20 protein-coding genes and 1 other RNA gene are annotated in these 19,434 nt (G+C 61.6%); 6 read left to right on the top strand and 15 right to left on the bottom strand.

Annotated elements, in window-relative coordinates; genetic code table 11:
* Positions 1-29: 29 nt before the first annotated feature.
* Positions 30-476 (bottom strand): tol-pal system-associated acyl-CoA thioesterase, encoded by a 447-nt coding sequence (gene ybgC, locus HP556_RS20495; protein WP_175368336.1) that lies wholly within the window; start codon positions 474-476, stop codon positions 30-32.
* Between the two features lie 165 nt (positions 477-641).
* Complete coding sequence (locus HP556_RS20490; protein ID WP_175368335.1) at positions 642-3,425, bottom strand: UPF0182 family membrane protein; 2,784 nt, start codon at positions 3,423-3,425, stop codon at positions 642-644.
* A 239-nt stretch (positions 3,426-3,664) separates the two neighbouring features.
* Here HP556_RS20490 and rocD point away from each other — a divergent pair, with 239 nt between their 5' ends.
* Positions 3,665-4,882, top strand: coding sequence for an ornithine--oxo-acid transaminase (gene rocD / locus HP556_RS20485; RefSeq protein WP_175368334.1), 1,218 nt, complete (start codon positions 3,665-3,667; stop codon positions 4,880-4,882).
* Positions 4,883-5,093: 211 nt separating this feature from the next.
* Here rocD and HP556_RS20480 read toward each other — a convergent pair whose 3' ends face one another.
* The 7 genes from HP556_RS20480 to HP556_RS20450 all read right to left on the bottom strand — a co-directional run bounded on the left by HP556_RS20480 (position 5,094) and on the right by HP556_RS20450 (position 9,193).
* Positions 5,094-5,504: an NUDIX hydrolase gene (locus tag HP556_RS20480; protein ID WP_175368333.1), complete on the bottom strand. Its 411-nt coding sequence runs from the start codon at positions 5,502-5,504 to the stop codon at positions 5,094-5,096.
* 4 nt (positions 5,505-5,508) lie between these two features.
* Positions 5,509-6,552 (bottom strand): Holliday junction branch migration DNA helicase RuvB, encoded by a 1,044-nt coding sequence (ruvB, locus tag HP556_RS20475; protein WP_175368332.1) that lies wholly within the window; start codon positions 6,550-6,552, stop codon positions 5,509-5,511.
* Positions 6,549-7,049 carry a hypothetical protein gene (locus HP556_RS20470; protein ID WP_246297832.1) on the bottom strand — a complete coding sequence of 167 codons (501 nt, stop codon included), beginning with the start codon at positions 7,047-7,049 and terminating at the stop codon, positions 6,549-6,551. The genes ruvB and HP556_RS20470 overlap by 4 nt, the downstream gene beginning before the upstream one ends.
* Complete coding sequence (gene ruvA, locus HP556_RS20465) at positions 7,046-7,663, bottom strand: Holliday junction branch migration protein RuvA (protein WP_089265378.1); 618 nt, start codon at positions 7,661-7,663, stop codon at positions 7,046-7,048. The genes HP556_RS20470 and ruvA overlap by 4 nt, the downstream gene beginning before the upstream one ends.
* Positions 7,660-8,187: a crossover junction endodeoxyribonuclease RuvC gene (gene ruvC / locus HP556_RS20460; protein ID WP_093756789.1), complete on the bottom strand. Its 528-nt coding sequence runs from the start codon at positions 8,185-8,187 to the stop codon at positions 7,660-7,662. Before ruvC ends, ruvA begins: the two co-directional genes overlap by 4 nt.
* An 85-nt stretch (positions 8,188-8,272) precedes the next feature.
* On the bottom strand, positions 8,273-9,019 hold the full coding sequence (locus HP556_RS20455; RefSeq protein ID WP_089265380.1) for a YebC/PmpR family DNA-binding transcriptional regulator: 747 nt from the start codon (positions 9,017-9,019) through the stop codon (positions 8,273-8,275).
* Between the two features lie 27 nt (positions 9,020-9,046).
* A complete protein-coding gene (locus HP556_RS20450; protein ID WP_158596842.1) occupies positions 9,047-9,193 on the bottom strand; it encodes a hypothetical protein in 147 nt (48 codons plus the stop codon).
* A gap of 11 nt (positions 9,194-9,204) precedes the next feature.
* On the opposite strand from HP556_RS20450, the gene HP556_RS20445 reads away from it, so the two are divergent.
* On the top strand, positions 9,205-10,956 hold the full coding sequence (locus HP556_RS20445; RefSeq protein ID WP_175368331.1) for a methyl-accepting chemotaxis protein: 1,752 nt from the start codon (positions 9,205-9,207) through the stop codon (positions 10,954-10,956).
* A 99-nt stretch (positions 10,957-11,055) separates the two neighbouring features.
* On the opposite strand, the gene HP556_RS20440 is transcribed toward HP556_RS20445, so the two are convergent.
* Complete coding sequence (locus tag HP556_RS20440; protein ID WP_089265382.1) at positions 11,056-11,322, bottom strand: hypothetical protein; 267 nt, start codon at positions 11,320-11,322, stop codon at positions 11,056-11,058.
* A 238-nt stretch (positions 11,323-11,560) separates the two neighbouring features.
* On the opposite strand from HP556_RS20440, the gene ppk2 reads away from it, so the two are divergent.
* From ppk2 to HP556_RS20420, 4 genes are all read left to right on the top strand, one after another.
* Positions 11,561-12,487: a polyphosphate kinase 2 gene (gene ppk2 / locus HP556_RS20435; RefSeq protein WP_092144861.1), complete on the top strand. Its 927-nt coding sequence runs from the start codon at positions 11,561-11,563 to the stop codon at positions 12,485-12,487.
* A 296-nt stretch (positions 12,488-12,783) separates the two neighbouring features.
* Positions 12,784-13,245: a 2Fe-2S iron-sulfur cluster-binding protein gene (locus HP556_RS20430; protein ID WP_175368330.1), complete on the top strand. Its 462-nt coding sequence runs from the start codon at positions 12,784-12,786 to the stop codon at positions 13,243-13,245.
* Between the two features lie 9 nt (positions 13,246-13,254).
* The gene (locus tag HP556_RS20425) at positions 13,255-15,459 is read left to right on the top strand and encodes a xanthine dehydrogenase family protein molybdopterin-binding subunit (RefSeq protein WP_246297831.1); all 2,205 of its coding nucleotides are present in this window, start codon (positions 13,255-13,257) and stop codon (positions 15,457-15,459) included.
* On the top strand, positions 15,456-16,802 hold the full coding sequence (locus HP556_RS20420; RefSeq protein WP_175368329.1) for a c-type cytochrome: 1,347 nt from the start codon (positions 15,456-15,458) through the stop codon (positions 16,800-16,802). Before HP556_RS20425 ends, HP556_RS20420 begins: the two co-directional genes overlap by 4 nt.
* Positions 16,803-16,808: 6 nt before the next feature.
* On the opposite strand, the gene HP556_RS20415 is transcribed toward HP556_RS20420, so the two are convergent.
* The 5 genes from HP556_RS20415 to HP556_RS20395 form a co-directional block, all read right to left on the bottom strand.
* Positions 16,809-17,633, bottom strand: a complete 825-nt coding sequence (locus HP556_RS20415) for a TIGR00282 family metallophosphoesterase (protein WP_175368328.1) — start codon at positions 17,631-17,633, stop codon at positions 16,809-16,811.
* A 1-nt stretch (position 17,634) separates the two neighbouring features.
* On the bottom strand, positions 17,635-18,222 hold the full coding sequence (locus tag HP556_RS20410) for a 5-formyltetrahydrofolate cyclo-ligase (RefSeq protein ID WP_175368412.1): 588 nt from the start codon (positions 18,220-18,222) through the stop codon (positions 17,635-17,637).
* Between the two features lie 130 nt (positions 18,223-18,352).
* Positions 18,353-18,512, bottom strand: a non-coding RNA gene (gene ssrS, locus HP556_RS20405) — 6S RNA.
* 61 nt (positions 18,513-18,573) lie between these two features.
* A complete protein-coding gene (locus HP556_RS20400) occupies positions 18,574-18,957 on the bottom strand; it encodes a cell division protein ZapA (RefSeq protein ID WP_068735170.1) in 384 nt (127 codons plus the stop codon).
* Positions 18,958-18,963: 6 nt separating this feature from the next.
* The gene (locus HP556_RS20395; RefSeq protein ID WP_120291703.1) at positions 18,964-19,293 is read right to left on the bottom strand and encodes a DUF4164 domain-containing protein; all 330 of its coding nucleotides are present in this window, start codon (positions 19,291-19,293) and stop codon (positions 18,964-18,966) included.
* Positions 19,294-19,434: the final 141 nt, after the last annotated feature.

Genomic DNA, 19,434 nt, shown 5'->3' with positions numbered 1-19,434 from the left:
TCGATGCCATTCCGCCTATTGGGCGATTGCTAAATCTGATCGGCCTTCATGGCAATCCGCAGCGCTTTCGGGATCGGCTTGGCGCGGCCGCCGGAGACAAAGGCCACCTTGACCTTGGCCTCAAGCAGCAACTCATCGCCGCGGCGCACTTCCTGACCCAGCATGATCGAGGCGCCCCTCACCTCTTGTGGAACCGTGACGACGTCAAGCAGATCGTCCAGGACTGCCGGTTTTAGAAAATCAATTTTCATCGAACGAACAACGAAGGCAAAGCCGGGCGCATCCTCTCGCGCTTCTTTCAGCAGCTCTTGTTGACTGGTTCCGAGCAAACGCAAGTAATTCGTTCTGCCGCGTTCCATGAAACGCAGAAAGTTTGCGTGATAAACAATCTGGCCGGCGTCAGTATCTTCGAAATAAACGCGAACCCGCATATGATGACGACCGTCGCGAATTTCGCCATCAAGAGAGGCTGTCACAGGGAGATTCCTCTTATCACACTCCGGGGAGTAATCGTCTTGCACAGAGGCACCTTCCTCAGCAAGCGCCAATCGCTTTGGGCTGGAACCTTGCTTGGGATGCACCTGGAATCTTGGTTGCGGGGACGCGCATCTCTTTGTCGAATGGCAATTAGCCGGCGCTGGTCAGTGCCCGGCCGATTCCCGGCTCATTTTCTCCAAAAGACCGCGCATCCCGTCGATCTGCACACCGAAGCCTGCCCAATCCCCAGACCTCAACAGCTTCATTGCCTCGTTATAGCGATCAAACGCCTCCTGCGCCCTGTTTTCCGCAGGGCTCGCACGTGGCATTTCCGTCGCAGCACCCAGCGATGTCGGTGACGCGTTAGTTTCGATGAAAAGCGCGGACAAGGCCTCGGCAAGCGTCTCTTTCATGACGACATGCTCGCCGTAGGCGGCGATCACACGCTTGAGCTCCGGCAAGTGCCCGTGGACCGCGCGCAGGTACAGCGGCGATACGTACAGGATCGAATTCTCGATCGGGATCACCAGCAGGTTTCCGCGGATCACCCGTGAACCCATCTGGTTCCACAACGATATTTGCTGGGAGATCTCCGTGTTCTGATGAATGCGCGCCTCGATCTGGAACGGTCCGTAGACGAGCTTCTCCTTGGGAAATTCGTAGACGATCAATTTTCCATAGTCGGGAGCGTCGCAGCGCGCTGCCAGCCATGCGATCATGTTGTCGCGTCGGCTTGGCACCATGGGGATCATGATAAAGAACTCGGCCTGGGTTTCGCCGGGCAGCCGCATCACGATGTAGTAAGGGACCATCGGCGCGACGCCGTCGCCGGCCGGCTGGCGCGGAAACTGCCAAAGATCCTCCCGGTTATAGAAAACGTCGGCAGATGCCATGTGATAGGTCTGGTAAAGCTGCGCCTGAATCAGGAAGAGGTCCTCGGGATAGCGAATGTGCTTTTGCAGATCGGACGGCATTGCCGCAAACGGCTTGAATAGCCCCGGAAAGATTCGTTGGTAGGTGGCTACGATCGGATCCTCCTGGTCCATCAGATAAAAGTCGACACTGCCGTTATAGGCGTCGACGACGGCCTTCACGGAATTGCGGATGTAATTCAGATTGCGGCCGGGCGCAGGCTGCGCAGAGGGAAAATAGTTACTGGTTGTATAGGCATCCTGGATCCAGAACATCCGCCCTTCGCTGATGACCAGATAGGGATCGTGGTCGAGGCTGAGGAACGGGGCGATCGTGCGTAGCCGTTCCCCGATATTGCGCCGGATCATGATCCGGCTGTCGTCGGTGATGTAGCTGGAGAGCAGCAGATTCATGTCGTTAAAGTGGTGAGCGAAGATGATTTTTCGCACCATACCCGTCAGCGGTACGCCACCGGCACCGTCGTAGACCGTGTATGCGTTTTCACTCCCCTTCGGATAGTCGAATTCCGGCGTGGTCGTCCTGACGACAACGTAGTTGCTCTCCTCTTGTCCATAATAAATGCGCGGTTCGCGGATTTCGGGGCCTCCGTCCGCAACGGGAGGAATATCCCGCAGGTAAAGCAACGGGAGCCCTTCAGAGCTCTTGTGCATTACCGGGCTCATCACCGCTCCATTGCCGTGGGTGAACAGCAGATGCAGGTTGACCCACGTCTGGGCGTTCGGCGGTAGCAGTGAGGATCTGAGCTCGCGTGCCGACAGCATCACGCTCTGGTAGGTGCCGCGAAGCCAGTAGCGGTCGACATCCAGGTCACTTAATTTGTAGTAGGTGCGTATCTCCTGCAGCTGGGCGTAGGTATCGGCTAGCGGCTGCCCGTCCCACAATCTGATGTTCTCGATGGTCGCCTTGTTGGCTTCGAGTGTCGCGAAGGTAAGGTCCTGTTCGGCAGGAAAGGGCTTGGCGGCGATGTTGTCGAGATTATAGGCTTCCCTGGTCAGACGGATGCTGCGTTCGATGTAGGGCCGCTCCAGTTCCAGTTCGTTCGGTTTCACGTAGAACCGCTGAAACAGCATCGGGATCACGCCGGACAGCAGGAAAGCGCCCCCGAAGACGAGCAACGTCGCGGCAGTGGGGAGCCAGTAGGTACGCGCCCACAGGTTCGCCCACGCGGCGCATGCCGCAACGATCGAAAGCCCGAGCAGCAACCAGAGAACGGGTAGCTGCACGTGGACATCGGTGTAGCTCGCGCCGACCACTACGCCATTGTCTCCGTAGAGCAGCAAATAGCGGTCGAGTCCGTAGGACCATGCCTTCACCACAAAGAGCAAGCCGAGCAGCGCCGAGCCGTGAGCAACCACTGGCGGTGATATCGACCACCGCTGGACCTGGTATTCGATCTGACCATGCAGCCAATAGATCACTGCGGCGAGAAGCGCGCTCATGAACAGCGTTAGCAATGCCCAATTCTTGATGCCGATATAGGCGGGCAGAGAAAACAGATAGAATCCAATATCTTTGTCATACAGCGGATCATTCGCGCCATATGGCACCTGATAGAGGAACTGCAGAATGATGCTCCAATTGCCGACCTCCTCCCATGCAACAAGCAGAGCGAGGAATCCGGCGCCGCCAGCGATGGCAAGGCGCCATGGCAACCGATCGCGTATGAATTCGAACGGATCGGGCGACACCGCGGTGGCCGCGAGCTTCCAGTCGAAGTCGACGGGAAGCCGGCCTCGCCGCCGTCGGACAAGAAAAAGTGCCAGCCGGGCGTTTGCCCACGCAATGACGGCAGTTGCCGCGAAGACGACAGAAAAGACTGCGGCTTTCGCGCCGATCGATGTCCAAAAAACCTGCGAATAGCCGACCGCGGAGAACCACATCCAGTCGACCAAGAAGTCGCCGACAATCGCGAGAAGGATCAGGCAAATTCCGGAGAAGATGGCAGTCACAATCACCCCGACCACGGCGTTTCGCCCTGGCGTCTTCCGTTCGGGCCCGGTAATCCCGATCGTCATGAACGGATTATAGCAGAATGGGAGAGGTGGCGGTGCCTGTCTTGAGCCCTCGCACCTGTTTTTTCTGCGTCGGCCTTCCTACATCAGAACTGAGGTGCGCATCGCCTTACGCGCGCCCAATCGGGAGAGCGCGCCATGAGCGGTGATCTCACGATGTAGTTCTGCTTGTGCGCCCTCACCAACGGTCGGGATGGCATGCCGAACCGGTGCGGGGGAGGAACGCGGCAGGAGCGCTTGTCATGACTGATTTCGCCGGTCTCGAAGCCCGTTTTGGCGCAGGAAACTATGCACCGTTGCCGGTCACGATCGTCCGCGGGGCTGGTGTCTACGTGTGGGACGAGGCTGGCAGACGCTACATCGACATGATGGGCGCATATTCGGCGGCGAGCTTCGGCCATTGCCATCCGCGCCTCGTCAAGGCGCTGACAGAACAGGCACAACGCCTGGATACGATTTCGCGCGCTTATTTCAGCGATCGGCTGGGGCCTTTCCTCGCGAAGGCTTGTGCACTTACCGGTATGGACGCCGCGTTGCCGATGAACAGCGGCGCGGAAGCCGTCGAGACGGCGCTCAAGGCGGCACGTAAATGGGCCTACAGGGTCAAGAGAGTGCCGACTGACCGGGCCGAAATCATCGTCGCGGAGGGAAATTTCCACGGCCGTACCATCTCGATCGTCGGCTTTTCTTCGCAAACCCAATATCGCGACGGCTTCGGGCCGTTCCCGCCCGGCTTCACGCGCGTGCCGTTCGGCGATGCGTCGGCGCTCGCCGCGGCCGTTACCCCTGACACCGCGGCCTTTCTGGTCGAACCAATTCAAGGCGAAGGCGGGATCAATGTGCCGCCCCCTGGATATCTCGCTGAGGCCGCGCGCATTTGCAAGGCGAACAACGTGCTGCTGCTGTGCGACGAGATCCAGAGCGGTCTGGGACGCACCGGACGTCTGCTCGCGTGTCAGCATGAAGGAGTAACACCCGACGGTCTGATGCTCGGCAAGGCGCTCGGCGGCGGGATGTTACCGGTTTCGCTTTTCCTCGCCCGTCGCGAGGTCATGCAGGTTTTCACTCCCGGTGACCACGGCAGCACATTCGGAGGCAACCCGATTGCATCAGCGGTTGGATTAGCCGCCCTCGACACACTAATCGACGAGCGATTGATTGAACGTGCCGCGACTGTCGGCGCGCATCTCCTCGATCGGCTCTCTGCGATCAAAAATCCAATCATCCGCGAGGTGCGCGGTCGCGGTTTGTTTGCGGGGGTCGAGTTACACCGTAACATGGCTAGTGCCGGTACGGTGATCAGCCGCTTGCTTCAGGCGGGAGTGCTGACCAAAGATACTCACCGGAACACGATACGCTTTGCGCCCCCCTTGATTATCGACGAGTCACAGGTGGATTGGGCCGTAGACCGATTGACCGAAGTACTGGACGAGATCGCCGCATCGACGGTTCAGGCCTAGCGGCCACCAATGTTGGGCAAGGCTGATCCGCGCGGCGACAATTGCGCCTGTGCTAAGGACGAGATCAAAGCGCTCGCGAAGCCGGCGTCCGTCCGAGCACCCCTTCGATCTCTTGGCTCTTAAAAGACCCCACAAAGGCCATGGCGCCGCACCTGCATGCGATGCAGGCCGTCGGCGATGGCGCCGTCGAGATGGAAGGTCGTAGAACCGGTCATAACGAAAAGCCGTGAGCTGCGAGTGGCAGCACGTGATCACGCGTCAATGGCGCCAAGACGATAGCCTCAGGCGCAGTTGGATTGATCCAAATCGCTTCGGCGATCTCGGCCTGGGGTGCGATCGCTCCATCCACCTTCACCGCATAGACACTGGCCTGCACCTGCCACCCCGGTTCATTCGCGGCAACGCTGTTGAATTGCCCGAGCGCCTGCGCAGAACCCGGCACCATCCGGCAGCCCAGCTCTTCGCTGATCTCGCGCTCCAGCGCGGCCAGATCGTCTTCGCCGGCATCGCGCTTGCCGCCCGGCTGCATGAAGGCCTCGGTGCCACGCTTGCGCACCACCAGCATGCGCCCTGCATCGTCACGGATCAGCGCGGCGACCACGCCGATAATCTTGTCGGTCATTGCGCTACTCCTCCTCGCCAAACAATCCGATCTGGCTCGCATCTCGCTTCGGCTCACTCAATCCTAGATGCTTGAATGCATTCGACGTCAGCAAGCGCCCACGCGGGGTGCGCTGCAGATAGCCGCACTGGATCAGATAGGGCTCGATGATGTCCTCGATGGCATCACGCGGCTCGGACAGCGCGGCCGCCATGGTCTCGACACCAACGGGACCACCGGCATAGTTCATGGCGATGGTGGTGAGATAGCGGCGATCCATCGCATCGAGACCCGCGCTGTCGACTTCCAGCGCGGACAGCGCGTGGTCGGCGATTTTGCGATCGATCGCAGACGCATCCGCAGCAGAGGCAAAGTCGCGCACACGGCGCAAAAGACGCCCAGCGATGCGCGGCGTGCCGCGGGCGCGGCGCGCAATCTCGTTAGAGCCATCAGGGGTCATGCCGATGTCCAGCACGCGGGCGCCGCGCGTGACGATCTTTTCGAGCTCGTCGATCGTGTAGAAATTCAGCCGCAGCGGAATGCCGAAACGATCGCGCAGCGGATTGGTCAGCAGACCCGCACGGGTTGTCGCGCCGACCAGCGTGAATTTCGACAGCTCGATTTTCACAGAGCGCGCCGCAGGGCCTTCGCCGATGATGAGATCGAGCTGGAAGTCCTCCATCGCGGGATAGAGCACTTCCTCGACTGCAGGGCTGAGACGGTGGATCTCGTCGATGAACAGCACATCGCGCTCTTCGAGATTGGTCAGCAATGCCGCTAGATCGCCGGCCTTGGCGATCACCGGCCCCGATGTCGCGCGAAAGCCGACACCGAGCTCGCGCGCCACGATCTGCGCCAGCGTGGTCTTACCGAGGCCGGGCGGGCCCACAAACAATGTGTGATCCAGTGCCTCACCGCGCTTACGAGCTGCATCGATGAATATCTGCAGATTCGCGCGCGCCTGTGCCTGGCCGACGAAATCGGACAGCGACTGCGGGCGCAGCGTGGTGTCGCCGACATCGTCAGAGCGGCGCTCAGGTGTAACCATGCGATCGGGTGGCGTATTCATGATGCGACGTTACCACGGTGCAACGGCCGCGCGAACCACCAGCACAGGCTGGCTGGAATCACGGCAATACCCGCGAGCAATATCGAGAGCGACAGCGCCTGCGTAAACGATCGAACGCCTGGCAAAATCACCGCCGACGATTCCGAGGGCTGAACGAACATTCCAAACCCGATGAAGCCGGCAATGCCGACGCCCGCAGCGAGCCACGCCATCCAGATCGTGTTTTGCCCGGCATAGACGGCGAGCAGCGCAAAGACGACGCCGGCACCGAGCGACGGCAGCAGCGCCGCCAATGCAGCAACGAATGCCAGCAACCACAGTGCAATCGACACAAGCGATCTGAAACCATCGAGATCGGCGACAAAGAAGATCAATTGCAGGATCGACGCACCCAGACCGACCACAAGCAACGACACAAGTGCAGCCACGGATAGCGAACCGACAATACCGAAGATCGCGACAATGCCGATCACGCGGGCGATTCTGGCAAGGCTCACTTCGCCAATTCCTTCAGCCCGAGCTTGATGAGTTGCGCCGTTTCCGCACCCTCGCCTGCGCTGCGCGACGCCGCTGCGACGGCGGCCGCCGCCTGTGGCTGGCCATAGCCGAGATTGACCAGCGCGGAGATCGCATCCCTGACGGCGCCTGGTGCGCGGTTGTCGTCCATCGCGCCGGCGAGTTGCGCGACCACCGGATCGACGGACGCAAAGGCCGGCGCCTTGTCCTTCAATTCGCTGACGATGCGTTCGGCCACTTTAGGACCGACGCCCGGCGTGCGCGCCACGGCCGTCTTGTCGCGCAGCGCGATGGCATTGGCGAGGTCGGCCGGCGGCAGCGTGCTGAGCACGGCAAGCGCGACCTTGGCGCCGACGCCCTGCACGGTCTGCAGCAGACGAAACCATTCGCGCTCCATATCGCTGCGGAATCCGAACAGCTTGATCTGGTCTTCGCGGACATAGGTTTCGATGGCGAGCACCGCAGCTTCGCCCGCCTGCGGCAGTGCCTGCAGCGTGCGAGCGGAACAATGCACCTGATAACCGACGCCCTGTACATCGAGGATCACATAGTCCTCGCCATAGCTGTCGATCAGGCCTTTGAGCTTGCCGATCACGCGCCGACGACCTTGAGGCGCAGTGCCGTGCTCTGACGGTGATGCGCATGGGTGATGGCGATGGCCAGCGCGTCGGCCGCATCGGCGGATTTCGGCTCGGCCTTCGGCAGCAGTATCTTCAGCATCATCTGGATCTGGTTCTTGTCGGCGTGGCCCGCGCCGACCACGGTCTTCTTCACCTGATTGGGCGCATATTCGGCGACGGCAATGCCGAACATCGCCGGCGTCATCATGGCGATGCCGCGCGCCTGGCCGAGCTTCAGCGTCGCGACGCCGTCCTTGTTGACGAAGGTCTGCTCCACCGCTGCCTCTGCCGGCTGGAAATCGCCGAGGATCTTGGCGAGCCCCTCATGAATGCCGAGCAGCCGGCTTGCCAACGGCAGATTGTCCGGCGGTTCCACCGAACCGCAGCCGATATAGGTCAGCCGGTTGCCATCGATCTCGATCACGCCCCAGCCAGTGCGGCGCAGGCCCGGATCGATGCCGATGATGCGGACAGGAGGGCGAATCGGAGGGTTTGTCATCCCACAGGGATAACGCCGGACGGCAGGGAACGAAATAGAAACGCGGAGCCGTCCCAAAGGAAAGAGAGGGAAGCTGAGTCCCTGCTCAGCCGCCCATCTTGGCCATCAGCGCGTCCGATACCTCGAAGTTGGCATAGACGTTCTGCACGTCGTCATGCTCGTTCAACAGGTCCATCAGCTTGATCAGCTTCTCGCCGGTCTCGTCATCGACCGAGAGCGTGTTCTGCGGCTTCCAGATCACCGCCGCCTTGCGGGCTTCGCCGAATTTGGCTTCCAGTCCCTTGGCAACCTCGCGGAACGTCTCCTGCGAGGCATAGACCTCATGGCCGCCCTCGCCCGACACGACGTCGTCGGCGCCAGCCTCGATGGCGGCTTCGAGCATGTCATCGGCCGAGGCCTTGTCGGCGTCATATTCGATCACGCCGACATGGTCGAACATGAAGGAAACCGAGCCGGTTTCGCCGAGATTGCCGCCGGATTTGGTGAAGTAGGAACGGATGTCGGACGCGGCGCGGTTGCGGTTGTCGGTCAGCGCCTCGACGATGACGGCGACGCCGCCGGGGCCATAGCCCTCGTAGCGGATTTCATCGTAGTTCTCGCCGTCGCTGCCGATCGCCTTCTTGATGGCGCGCTCGATGTTGTCGCGCGGCATGTTCTCCTGCCGGGCGGCGATCACGGCGGAGCGCAGCCGGGCATTCATCGACGGGTCCGGCGTCCCCATCTTGGCAGCGACGGTGATTTCGCGCGCCAGCTTGCTGAACAGCTTGGACTTCTGGGCATCCTGCCGGCCCTTGCGGTGCATGATGTTCTTGAATTGGGAATGTCCGGCCATGCGGTCTCTCTTGAAGCGTCAGGGTAGTTAGGGCTGCGGCGCGGGGTTATAGGCCGCGAAATCGGCAAAATCAAAAATTTGCAGCCGAATCCGGCAGATCTTCGCAATACCGCGACCGACCTTAACCATCACTTCACGCCGAGGTGCAAGGTTACCCGCATAGATTGTATTCATTGGGGTCACCGATGGCGTTTGGACTGTTCCGCAAGCGGCAGCCGGAAGCGGCTGAAGTGGTGGTGATTGCTGAAAACACAGCACCTTCTGTGGCACCGCAGCATCCTGAACCAGATACCGCTCGCGACATCCTGGAGTTGCTGGAACTCGAGCTGGGCGCGCTTATCCGCCAGCTCGAGCGCGCGGCAACTTCGGTGGCCGGAGGCGCCGAATCGACCGCCGCCACCCTATCTGCCATCCGCGCCCGCACCGACGTACTGGCCGACCGCAGCAGCGCCGCGCAATCCACGGCCACGACCTTCGCGCAGGCCGCCGACAAATTCACCCACTCGGCCGAGGGTATCGGCACCCAGGTGCGCGATGCCAGCCGGCTTGCGGACGAGGCCGGCGCCGCCGCCCATGAAGCCAGCGCCAATGTGGACCGCCTGCGCGACTCCTCCGCTGCAATCAGCAATGTGTTGGAGTTGATCGCGCAGATTGCCCGGCAGACAACGATGCTCGCACTGAACGCGACCATCGAGGCAGCACGCGCCGGCGCTGCAGGCCGCGGCTTCTCGGTCGTCGCCACCGAGGTCAAGGCGCTGGCGGTGCAGACGCAGAACGCCACCGAAGAGATCAGGAAGAAGATCGACACCCTGCAGCGCGACGCTGCGAGTTCGGTCGATGCGGTGCATCGCATCTCCACCGCCATCGACGCGATCCGCCCGGTGTTTGCCAATGTGAATGGCGCAGTCGCCGAGCAGAACGCGACGACCAGCGAGATGTCGCACAATGCCACCACCGCCTCGCAGTTCATCGTCTCGGTCGGCGACAGCGCCGCGGAAATCGATAGCGCTGCGAAGGAAGCGGCTGCCCATGGCGAGCATGTCGCGCAGGCCGGCCAGGCCGTGACGATGTTTGCCTCGCGGCTGAAGTCGCGTTGCGCGGTGCTGCTCAAACAAAGCGAGCGGGAAGACGAGCGACGACGCGAAAAGCTGCCATGTCACCTCAACGTCGATCTTCAGGCGCGCGCCGGCCAGATCGGCGCGCCGGTCTATGAAATCTCGATGGACGGCATTCTCATCGGCGGACCGGACGCGACCCGGCTTCCGTTGCACGACATCGTTGCTGCTGAACTCAGCGAGGTCGGCCCCTGCCGCCTGCGCATTGCCGAACATTCCCCCGCCGGCGCACAGGCACTGTTCGTCGCGCCCGACGGCGCTCTCATCAGCCGGATCGAAGACCGACTATGGGCGATCCACGACGAGAATACCGAATTCGTCACCCGCGCCATCGACGCCGGCGCCGTGCTCAACAAGATCTTTGCCGACGGTATTGCATCCGGCGCTATCAGCATCGACGACATGTTCGACGACAACTACGTCGAGATCCCCGGCTCCAATCCGGTGCAATATCGGACGAAGATTCTCGGCTGGGCCGACCGCGCGCTGCCCGAATTCCAGGATGCCTTTCTGGCCAAGGACTCCCGTATGGCATTCTGCGCCATGATCGACCGCAACGGCTATCTACCGGTGCATAACAGCATCTATTCGAAGCCGCAGCGCCCGGGCGATGTGAGCTGGAACACTGCCAACTGCCGCAACCGCCGCATCTTCAACGATCCGGCTGGATTGGCCGCCGGTCGCAATACACGTTCCTACCTGATCCAGAGTTATGCCCGCGACATGGGCAACGGTCAGACCGTGATGATGCGCGAGATAGACGTGCCTGTGCGCATACAGGGACGCCATTGGGGCGGCTTCCGCACGGCATACAAATTATGATTTGGGTTTGTAAACGGCGCTGCGCTGCCACCTGAGACCTGGCGCAGCGCCGCCTATTCCGTCTGCGAGTGGGCTAGCAGCCGAAACTGCCAAGGCGTCCTAGCCGCCGCTCGTTCGGCCCTCCGCATTGTCATCTCCGCCGTATGAACCGCCGCCATATCCATATGGCGCGCTGTATCCATATGAACCGGGGCCGGCACCAAATCCGCGATAGACCGTTACGGGGGCGCTTCCCTCATACCGCGCGTGAGAGGACATGATCCGTCGATGCTTGCTGGCAGCGCTATGCCCGTCTTTGGCCTGCGCGGTCCAGCTCGAAGTGCCGGCGATCAGTAAAGCGGCGCCCAACAGAATGAATTTATTCATCACATTTTTCCTTGGTCAACGAGCCCCGCGACCTCAGATGCGCACGTTTGGCTCTCAAGGTAGCGCCAATCACGCGTAGTTGAATTTCGGCTTGCGGTACCCCGTCCTGCATGGACAGCGGCGGCGAGACCCATTGGGGCCATTTGCCCATTCGCTCCGGGCATGGGAGGCAGTGTCACACCGCTGACATTTGCATCGGTCCATAACCGTGGACCCATTCGATACAAGCGGAGCTGCCATGACCGAACATTCCCTCGACGACGCGCAAGCAATCCACGACCGCATTCGTGCAGAGATGCTGGACGGCTTCGACGAAGAACTCGAGCTCGAGATCGATGACGATCGTCTCGACGCCCTGACCAACGAAATGTCCGACCACAGCCCGGCGGAGACCATCGAGCGACGCCTCTATTTCAAGGAACTCTTCCGCCTGCAGGGCGAATTGGTGAAGTTGCAGAGCTGGGTGCAGCAGAACAAGCTCAAGGTCGTGGTGATCTTCGAGGGTCGCGATTCCGCTGGCAAGGGTGGCGTCATCAAGCGGATCACCCAGCGGCTCAATCCACGCGTTTGCCGCGTTGCCGCACTCCCCGCGCCGAATGAGCGCGAACGCACCCAATGGTACTTCCAGCGTTACGTCTCGCACCTCCCCGCCGGCGGCGAGATCGTGCTGTTCGATCGTAGCTGGTACAACCGCGCCGGCGTCGAGCGCGTGATGGGTTTCTGCACCGAGGATGACGTGGAGGAATTCTTCCGCTCGGTGCCGGAATTCGAACGCATGCTGGTGCGCTCGGGCATCATCCTGGTCAAATACTGGTTCTCGATCACCGATGAAGCGCAGCACCTGCGCTTCTCGATGCGCATCGCCGATCCGCTCAAGCAGTGGAAGCTCAGCCCGATGGATGTCGAGGCGCGCACCCGCTGGGAGCAATACACCAAGGCAAAGGAAGCGATGCTTGAGCATACGCATATTCCGGAAGCCCCGTGGCATGTGGTGCAGGCCGTCGACAAGAAGAAGGCCCGCCTGAACTGCATCGCGCATCTGCTCGAACAGCTTCCCTATCAGGAGGTCGAGCATCCGCCTGTGGTCCTGCCTGCACGCGTGCGCAATCCCGACTATCACCGCACGCCGGTGCCAGCCGAAATGTATGTGCCGGAGCGGTACTAGCCCCACAGTCGGCAGATCGCGTAACGTTTTTCGGGCAGGCCGAGCCTAACGCAACCGCAATATTCTTTTGAATAAAAGTCATCCGACGCCCACGAAGAGGGCGTCGGATGACGTCGCGCAGATTTTACCGCGATTTATCCGACAGACACGCTCGCGCGACATACAAACCAATGTATAGTCCTGCTGCATCTTATTGCTGCTTTTGAAATGATGATCGTACGCCTATAGTACCGTTGTTGGTCGATGACGAACCATTCGCCATTGCATCATCGAGTCGAGCAAACGGGGGTCTCACTGTGGCAAATCTCAATATCAACGGCGAGCAGAAGTCCTTCGACGCACCAGAAGACATGCCTCTGCTCTGGGTGCTGCGCGATATTCTCGGCATGACCGGCACAAAATTCGGCTGCGGTGTTGCGCTATGCGGGGCATGCACCGTGCATATCGACGGCAAGGCCGTGCGCTCCTGTCTGCTGCCGGTCAGTGCGGTGAGCGGGCGCGCCATCACAACGATCGAAGGCGTCGGCACCACACCGGTCGGCGCCAGGGTTCAGAAGGCATGGCTCGATCTCGAAGTCATTCAATGCGGTTACTGCCAGTCCGGGCAGATCATGTCGGCGGCGGCGCTCCTCGCTGCTACGCCGACCCCCGACGATTCTGACATCGATGCCGCCATGGCCGGAAATATCTGCCGCTGCGGCACCTATGTCCGGGTGCGTGAAGCCATCAAACATGCTGCCTCCGAACGGCAAACCTAGGAGTCGGCCATGAAACTTGCAGACAACATGCTTGTTGCGGCCAGTCCTGCAAACAAGCCTTCTGGCCTTTCACGGCGCAATCTGCTCGCTGGCGCCTTTGCCGGCGGCTTTATGTTCGCCTTCCAGCTTCCGGTCCGCGCGGCCAATGAGCCGACGCAGCCTCCCGATACGACGGAGGGCAAATTCGCCCCCAACGCGTTCATCCGCATCGACACTACCGGCAAGACGACGCTGGTGATGCCGCAAGTCGAGATGGGGCAAGGCATCTATACCGCCATCGCCATGATCCTCGCCGAAGAGCTCGACGCCGACTATGCGCAGATCACGCTGGAACATGCGCCGCCCAGCGACAAGCTTTACGGCAATCCAATTTTCATCATCCAGGCGACCGGCGGATCGACTTCGGTGCGCGCATTCTGGAAACCTCTGCGCAATGCCGGTGCAACCGCGCGTGCGATGCTGGTGCAAGCCGCAGCTGAACAGTGGCAGGTCGAACCTGCGAGCTGCACGGCGTCGAACGGGCAAGTGATGCATGCGGCCAGCGGACGCAAACTGTCCTATGGCGAGTTGTGCGACGCCGCCGGCAAACTTACGCCGCCGAAGGAGGTCGCGCTTAAGGACCCGAAAGACTTCTCGGTGATCGGCAAGCCGCTGAAGCGCTTCGACACACCGGACAAGGTCAACGGCAAGACGATCTACGGTATCGACGCGATGGTGCCGGGCATGTCATTCGCGACGCTGGCACAATGCCCGGTGTTCGGCGGCAAACTCGCCAAGGCCGATGACCGCGCGGCGAAGAAGATTCCGGGCGTGCGGCAGATCGTGGTGCTCGACGACCTCGTGGCCGTGGTCGGCGATCACATGTGGGCCGCCAAGTCCGGGCTCGAAGCGCTCGATATCACCTGGGATGAAGGTCCCAACGCCAAGATCAGTTCGAAGGACATCTGGGCGCATTTGCGCACGGCCAGCGAGACGGACGGCGTAATCGCCAAATCCGTCGGCGACATCGCCAAGGGTCTCGCCACCGGCGAACGGATCGACGCGTCCTACGAGATGCCGTTCCTTGCGCACGCGACCATGGAGCCCTTGAATTGCACGGTGCACTTCAAGGGAGATTCCTGCGAGGTCTGGACGGGCACGCAGATCATGTCGCGGGTGCAATCCGAAGCCGCCAGGGCCGCGGGCCTGCCGATCGACAAGGTCACAGTAAATCAGCACATGATTGGCGGCGGCTTCGGCCGCAGGCTTGAGCCCGACATGGTCGTGGCGGCGGTGCGCATCGCCAAACAGGTCAATGGACCGGTCAAGGTGGTGTGGACCCGCGAAGAGGACATCCAGCACGACATTTATCGCCCCGTCTATCGCGACAACATTTCGGCGACACTGTCCAACGGCAAAGTGGTCGGCTTCAAGTACAAGATCGCAGGCTCGGCCGTGATCGCACGTTGGCTGCCGCCTGCGTTCCAGAAGGGCATCGACATCGACGCCATCGATAGTGCCGCGGACCAGCCCTACGACTTCCCGCATTTCCAGTGTGAATATGTCCGTGTCGAACCGCCGGCGGTGCCGACCGGCTTCTGGCGCGGCGTCGGCCCGAACAATAACGTGTTCGCGATCGAGAGCTTCATGGATGAGCTCGCTCGCAAGGCCGGCAAGGATCCCGTCGTGTTCCGGCGTGAATTGCTCGGCAAGGCGCCGCGGATGCTGGCGGCCCTCAATCTCGCGGCGGAGAAGGCCAACTGGGGTCAGCCGCTGCCAGCGCGCGTCGGACGCGGCGTGAGCATCCAGCCCACCTTCGATACCTCGATCGCGACTGTGGTCGAAGCGGAGATCGATTCACAGGGAGAAATTCGTCTGCGTCAGGTCAACGTGGCGGTCGATACCGGCATCGCTGTCAATCCTGACACCATCGTGGCGCAGATCGAAGGCGGCATCGTGTTCGGCCTCACCGCCGCGCTCTATGGCGACATCACTATCGAGAAGGGACGCGTGCAGCAGTCCAATTTCCATGACTACCGCATGCTTCGGATCGACCAGATGCCGAAAATCAATGTCCACCTCATCAAGAGCGGCGAAGCGCCTGGCGGCATAGGCGAGTGCGGCGTGATCGGCGGACCGCCGGCACTCCGCAATGCAATTTATGCTGCGACTGGCGTTGCGCTGAGGAGGATGCCAATCGACCGCGATGCGATCGCCGAAAGGAAGAAGTCATGACGCCCGCCGCACGTCGCATTCTCGGCAGCGTCATCCTTATCGGTGTTGTCGGCGCCGCCGGCGCTGCGCTCTATGTGCGCGGCCCCGGACCCATGGCCTTCTCGGGCGGCCCGAAGGTGGCGCTGGCCGATTACAAGGGTCCCAATCCCACCGGCGTTCCCGCCAACATGACCAGCGCCAGCCCGATCGAGCGCGGTGAATATCTCGCGCGTGCGGCGGATTGCATGGTCTGCCACACGGCACCCGGCGGCAGGGAATATGCCGGCGGCTTCGCGTTCAAACTGCCGTTCGGCACGCTTTACTCGACCAACATCACGCCGGACAAAGAGACAGGCATCGGCAACTACACCGATCAGCAGTTTCTCGACGCCGTTCGAAGCGGCAAGCGCCACGACGGCGCCCGGCTCTATCCGGCGATGCCCTATACGTCCTACACCTACATGACCGATGCGGATACGCTCGCGGTCAAGGCCTATCTGTTCAGCCTCGCACCGGTGCGCGCAGCGCCGCCTGAGAATACGCTGGCCTTTCCGTTCAATCAGCGCTGGGCAATGACATTCTGGTCGGCGCTTTTCAATCCCGATACGCGCTTCGAACCCGATACGTCGCAAAGCCCGGAATGGAACAGGGGCGCCTATCTCGTCGAGGCGCTGGCGCATTGCGGCGAATGCCACACGCCGCGCAATCTCGGCTTCGCGCTCGACAACCGTAAGAAATTCGCTGGCGCCCTGACCGCCGGATGGCGGGCCTTCAATATCACTTCGGACAAGACGACAGGCCTTGGCAGCTGGAGCGACGACGATGTCGTTTCCTATCTGTCGATCGGGCATGCCAAGGGTCACGGCACCGCGTCGGGGCCGATGGGCGAAGCGGTGGACCACAGTTTCAGCAAGATGGCGCCGACGGATATCAAGGCGATGGTCGCATTCCTGCGCACGGTGCCGGCGGTGCCCTCACCTGATCTGCCCGCGAAACTCGCGCCACCCGCACCGCCTTCGCACAGGGACGGCATGACGGCGAACGCGCTTGGCAAGACGGTCTTCCAGGGCGCCTGCGTGAGCTGCCATGGCTGGACAGGCGAGAGCGCACTCTCGCCCATGGCCACGCTGACTGGCGCGTGGGCCGTTAACGATCCCGGCGCGACGAACGTCGCGCAGATCGTGATCTCCGGCACCAAGCGGCATACGCCGCAAGGCGCACTGTCGATGCCAGCTTTCGGCAAGAGCCATTCAGATACGGAGATCGCGGCTGTCGCGAATTACGTGACCGCGCGCTTCGGCAGCAAGGGATCGCAGATCACGGCAAGCGATGTCGCGGATTTGCGCAAACAGACGGAGCAGTAGGCCGAACTAGTTCAGCCAGAACTCGGGCACGGCCTGCGACAGTCGGCCACCGAGCCGCACCGGCGCGATGCGTGATGCGAGGCCGGTCTTGTCATCGGTTTCGACCGCAACGCCCGACAAGGTCGCCGGGCCGAAGGCGGGCTCGAAACGGCCGGAGGGAATGCCGGTCGTGAAGCGCCTGACAGGCTCCTCCTTCTGCATGCCAATCACGGAATCATAGTCGCCGGTCATGCCGGCATCGGTCATGTAAGCTGTGCCGCCGGACAGGATTTGATGATCGGCGGTCGGCACATGCGTATGCGTGCCGACGACGAGGCTCACGCGGCCATCGCAGAAGTAACCCATGCCCTGCTTTTCGCTCGAGGCTTCGCCATGGAAATCCACCACGATGGCGTCCGCGGCTTCCACCAGCGGACAGGCATCGATCTCCTTGCCGACAGCGCTGAACGGATCGTTGAGCGGCTCCATGAAGACGCGGCCCATGGCATTGATCACCAGCGCACGCGCACCGTTCTTGGCATCGATCAGCGCAGCACCGCGGCCCGGGGTGTGGCGCGGGAAGTTCAACGGACGGATCAGACGCGGCGCGCGTTCGATGAAGACCAGCGCCTCTTTCTGATTCCAGGCGTGATTGCCGAGCGTCACCGCATCGGCGCCAGCGTCGATAAGATCATTATAGATCGTCTCGGTGATACCGAAGCCGCCGGCGGCGTTCTCGCCATTGATGATGACAAGATCGAGTTTCCAGTCGCGGATCAGGCCCGGCAGTTTTTCGAGGATCACCACGCGGCCGGTTTTGCCGACCACGTCGCCGATGAAGAGAATACGCAAGTCAGATGCTCCGAAAATCGATCGTCCGGGTTTCGGTTAGCACATAATCCAGCGCCACGTCGTGTGGTTGCATGGGAATGGCCTCGATTTCCTGGGTGTCGAAGGCCACGCCCACGGCGATAAATGGCTTGATGGCGTGCAGTTGCGCGAAGGTGCGATCGTAATGCCCCGCGCCATAGCCAATGCGGTGGCCGGCGCGGTCGAATGCCGCGAGTGGTACCAGCAGGATATCGGGAATCAGTGGTGGCGCTTCCGGTGCTGGTTCCGGAATGCCCAGTGAACCGCGCACCAGCGCATCACTCGGGCTCCAGATCCGGAACATCAGGGGCTCATCACGGGCGATGATCACCGGGAGCGCCAGTCGCGCCCCCTGAGCGGCGAGATGCTGCATCAGCGGGATCGGATCGATTTCGCTGCGGATGGGAGAATAGCCGGCGACGATGCTACCGGCCCTGACCGGGAAAGGCAGACTCCGCGCTGCGACGGCTTGTGCGGCTGCCGACCGTTCGGCCTCGCTTAGCGCCGTGCGGCGTGCCAGCGCGGCGATGCGGAGCTCAATCTTTGTCGGAGTGGGCGGCGTGTCGGACATGCCGCACGATATGCTGTCCGCAGAGCCTGCGGAAGCGCAGGACCGGTCTTCGCGATCATCTTTGGCGAGCGAGGCCAAGATTGCACGGCAAACGCCACGCAAAGGGCCGCCCCCGTCAAGAAAGTGAAAGTGCGAAGCCACGATGGCCGTTGAAGCACTCGATCCCGGAGCACCTACGAAAGTAGGTGGGCACCATGTGACCAGGTCCACGGACCTGGTCAGGGACAGTTCCCTGAAGGATCGATAAGGCCCCGGGGATATATGGCTCCTGACGCGCGACGCAGCCTCGCCTGAGCAATGTAGGGGTTATGAGACGGATGCGCCAGTGCCCGCTTGGCATCAAAGCCTGCGTTATCCAATAGCAACGCCGCCGCCGATGGTGCGGTTGAGCACCTGGGTGGTCTTCTCGATCCGCTCTGCCGCAGCATTCAGGGCCGCGGCAACCGCCGTCTGCGTCGCCCGTGCGCGATCTGCGGCGACAACGCGCACATCGCGCAATGCGGCGAGTTCTTCCTGCAGGGCACGGATCTGCTGATTGGCATCGACCAGTTCGTCGGCAATGGTCAACGCCGCCATCACCGTCAGCCGCGCATCGCCGATCTCACCGAATTTGCCACGCAGGTTTTCGACGCGGGATTCAAGACTTTCCGCCAGCCGCAGCAGGCGGGTCTCCTGCCCCTCCTCGCAGGCCATTCGATATTGCCGGCCATTGATTGTAACGTTGACGTGGCTCATCTCGCTTTACTCATGCGCATTGTCAGTCGCCAGCACCGCACGGATGGTGCCAATGGCGGTGTCGAGCTTGTCGGCGATCTCGCGGTTAGCACGCTCCAGCCGGCGCGATTTCACCAGCGTGCCATCAAGCTCATCCGCCAGCCGGGACCGGTCGGCGCCAAGCGCCTGAATGCGGGTGGCCAGCTCATCCTCGTCGCGATCCGCCTCACGACGGCGCTCGACCGCACTTTCCAGAGCATCCAGCGCCGCCATCAACCGCCGCGTGGCAGCGTCGATCTCGGCCGCAGCGCCATTGGCGGGATCGGAGGCTGTGAGATGGGCGGGGCGTTCGATCATACTGGGTTACGCGGACCTTGGGTGTGATGCGACCGGAGCTCAAAAACCACGGCTCCGCAAGCCTTTAGGCCCTGAAACTTAGGTTGCAAGCGAGCCAGACGCAACAAAGCTTAAAAGCTATGCACCGCAAAGCCGACAAAA

Origin of the sequence: Tardiphaga robiniae (genome assembly GCF_013359755.1) — a bacterium.
In the GTDB taxonomy this organism is placed as follows: domain Bacteria; phylum Pseudomonadota; class Alphaproteobacteria; order Rhizobiales; family Xanthobacteraceae; genus Tardiphaga; species Tardiphaga robiniae.
Note: the sequence above shows the minus strand (reverse complement) of the source record. Positions and strands in the feature narration are given on the sequence as shown.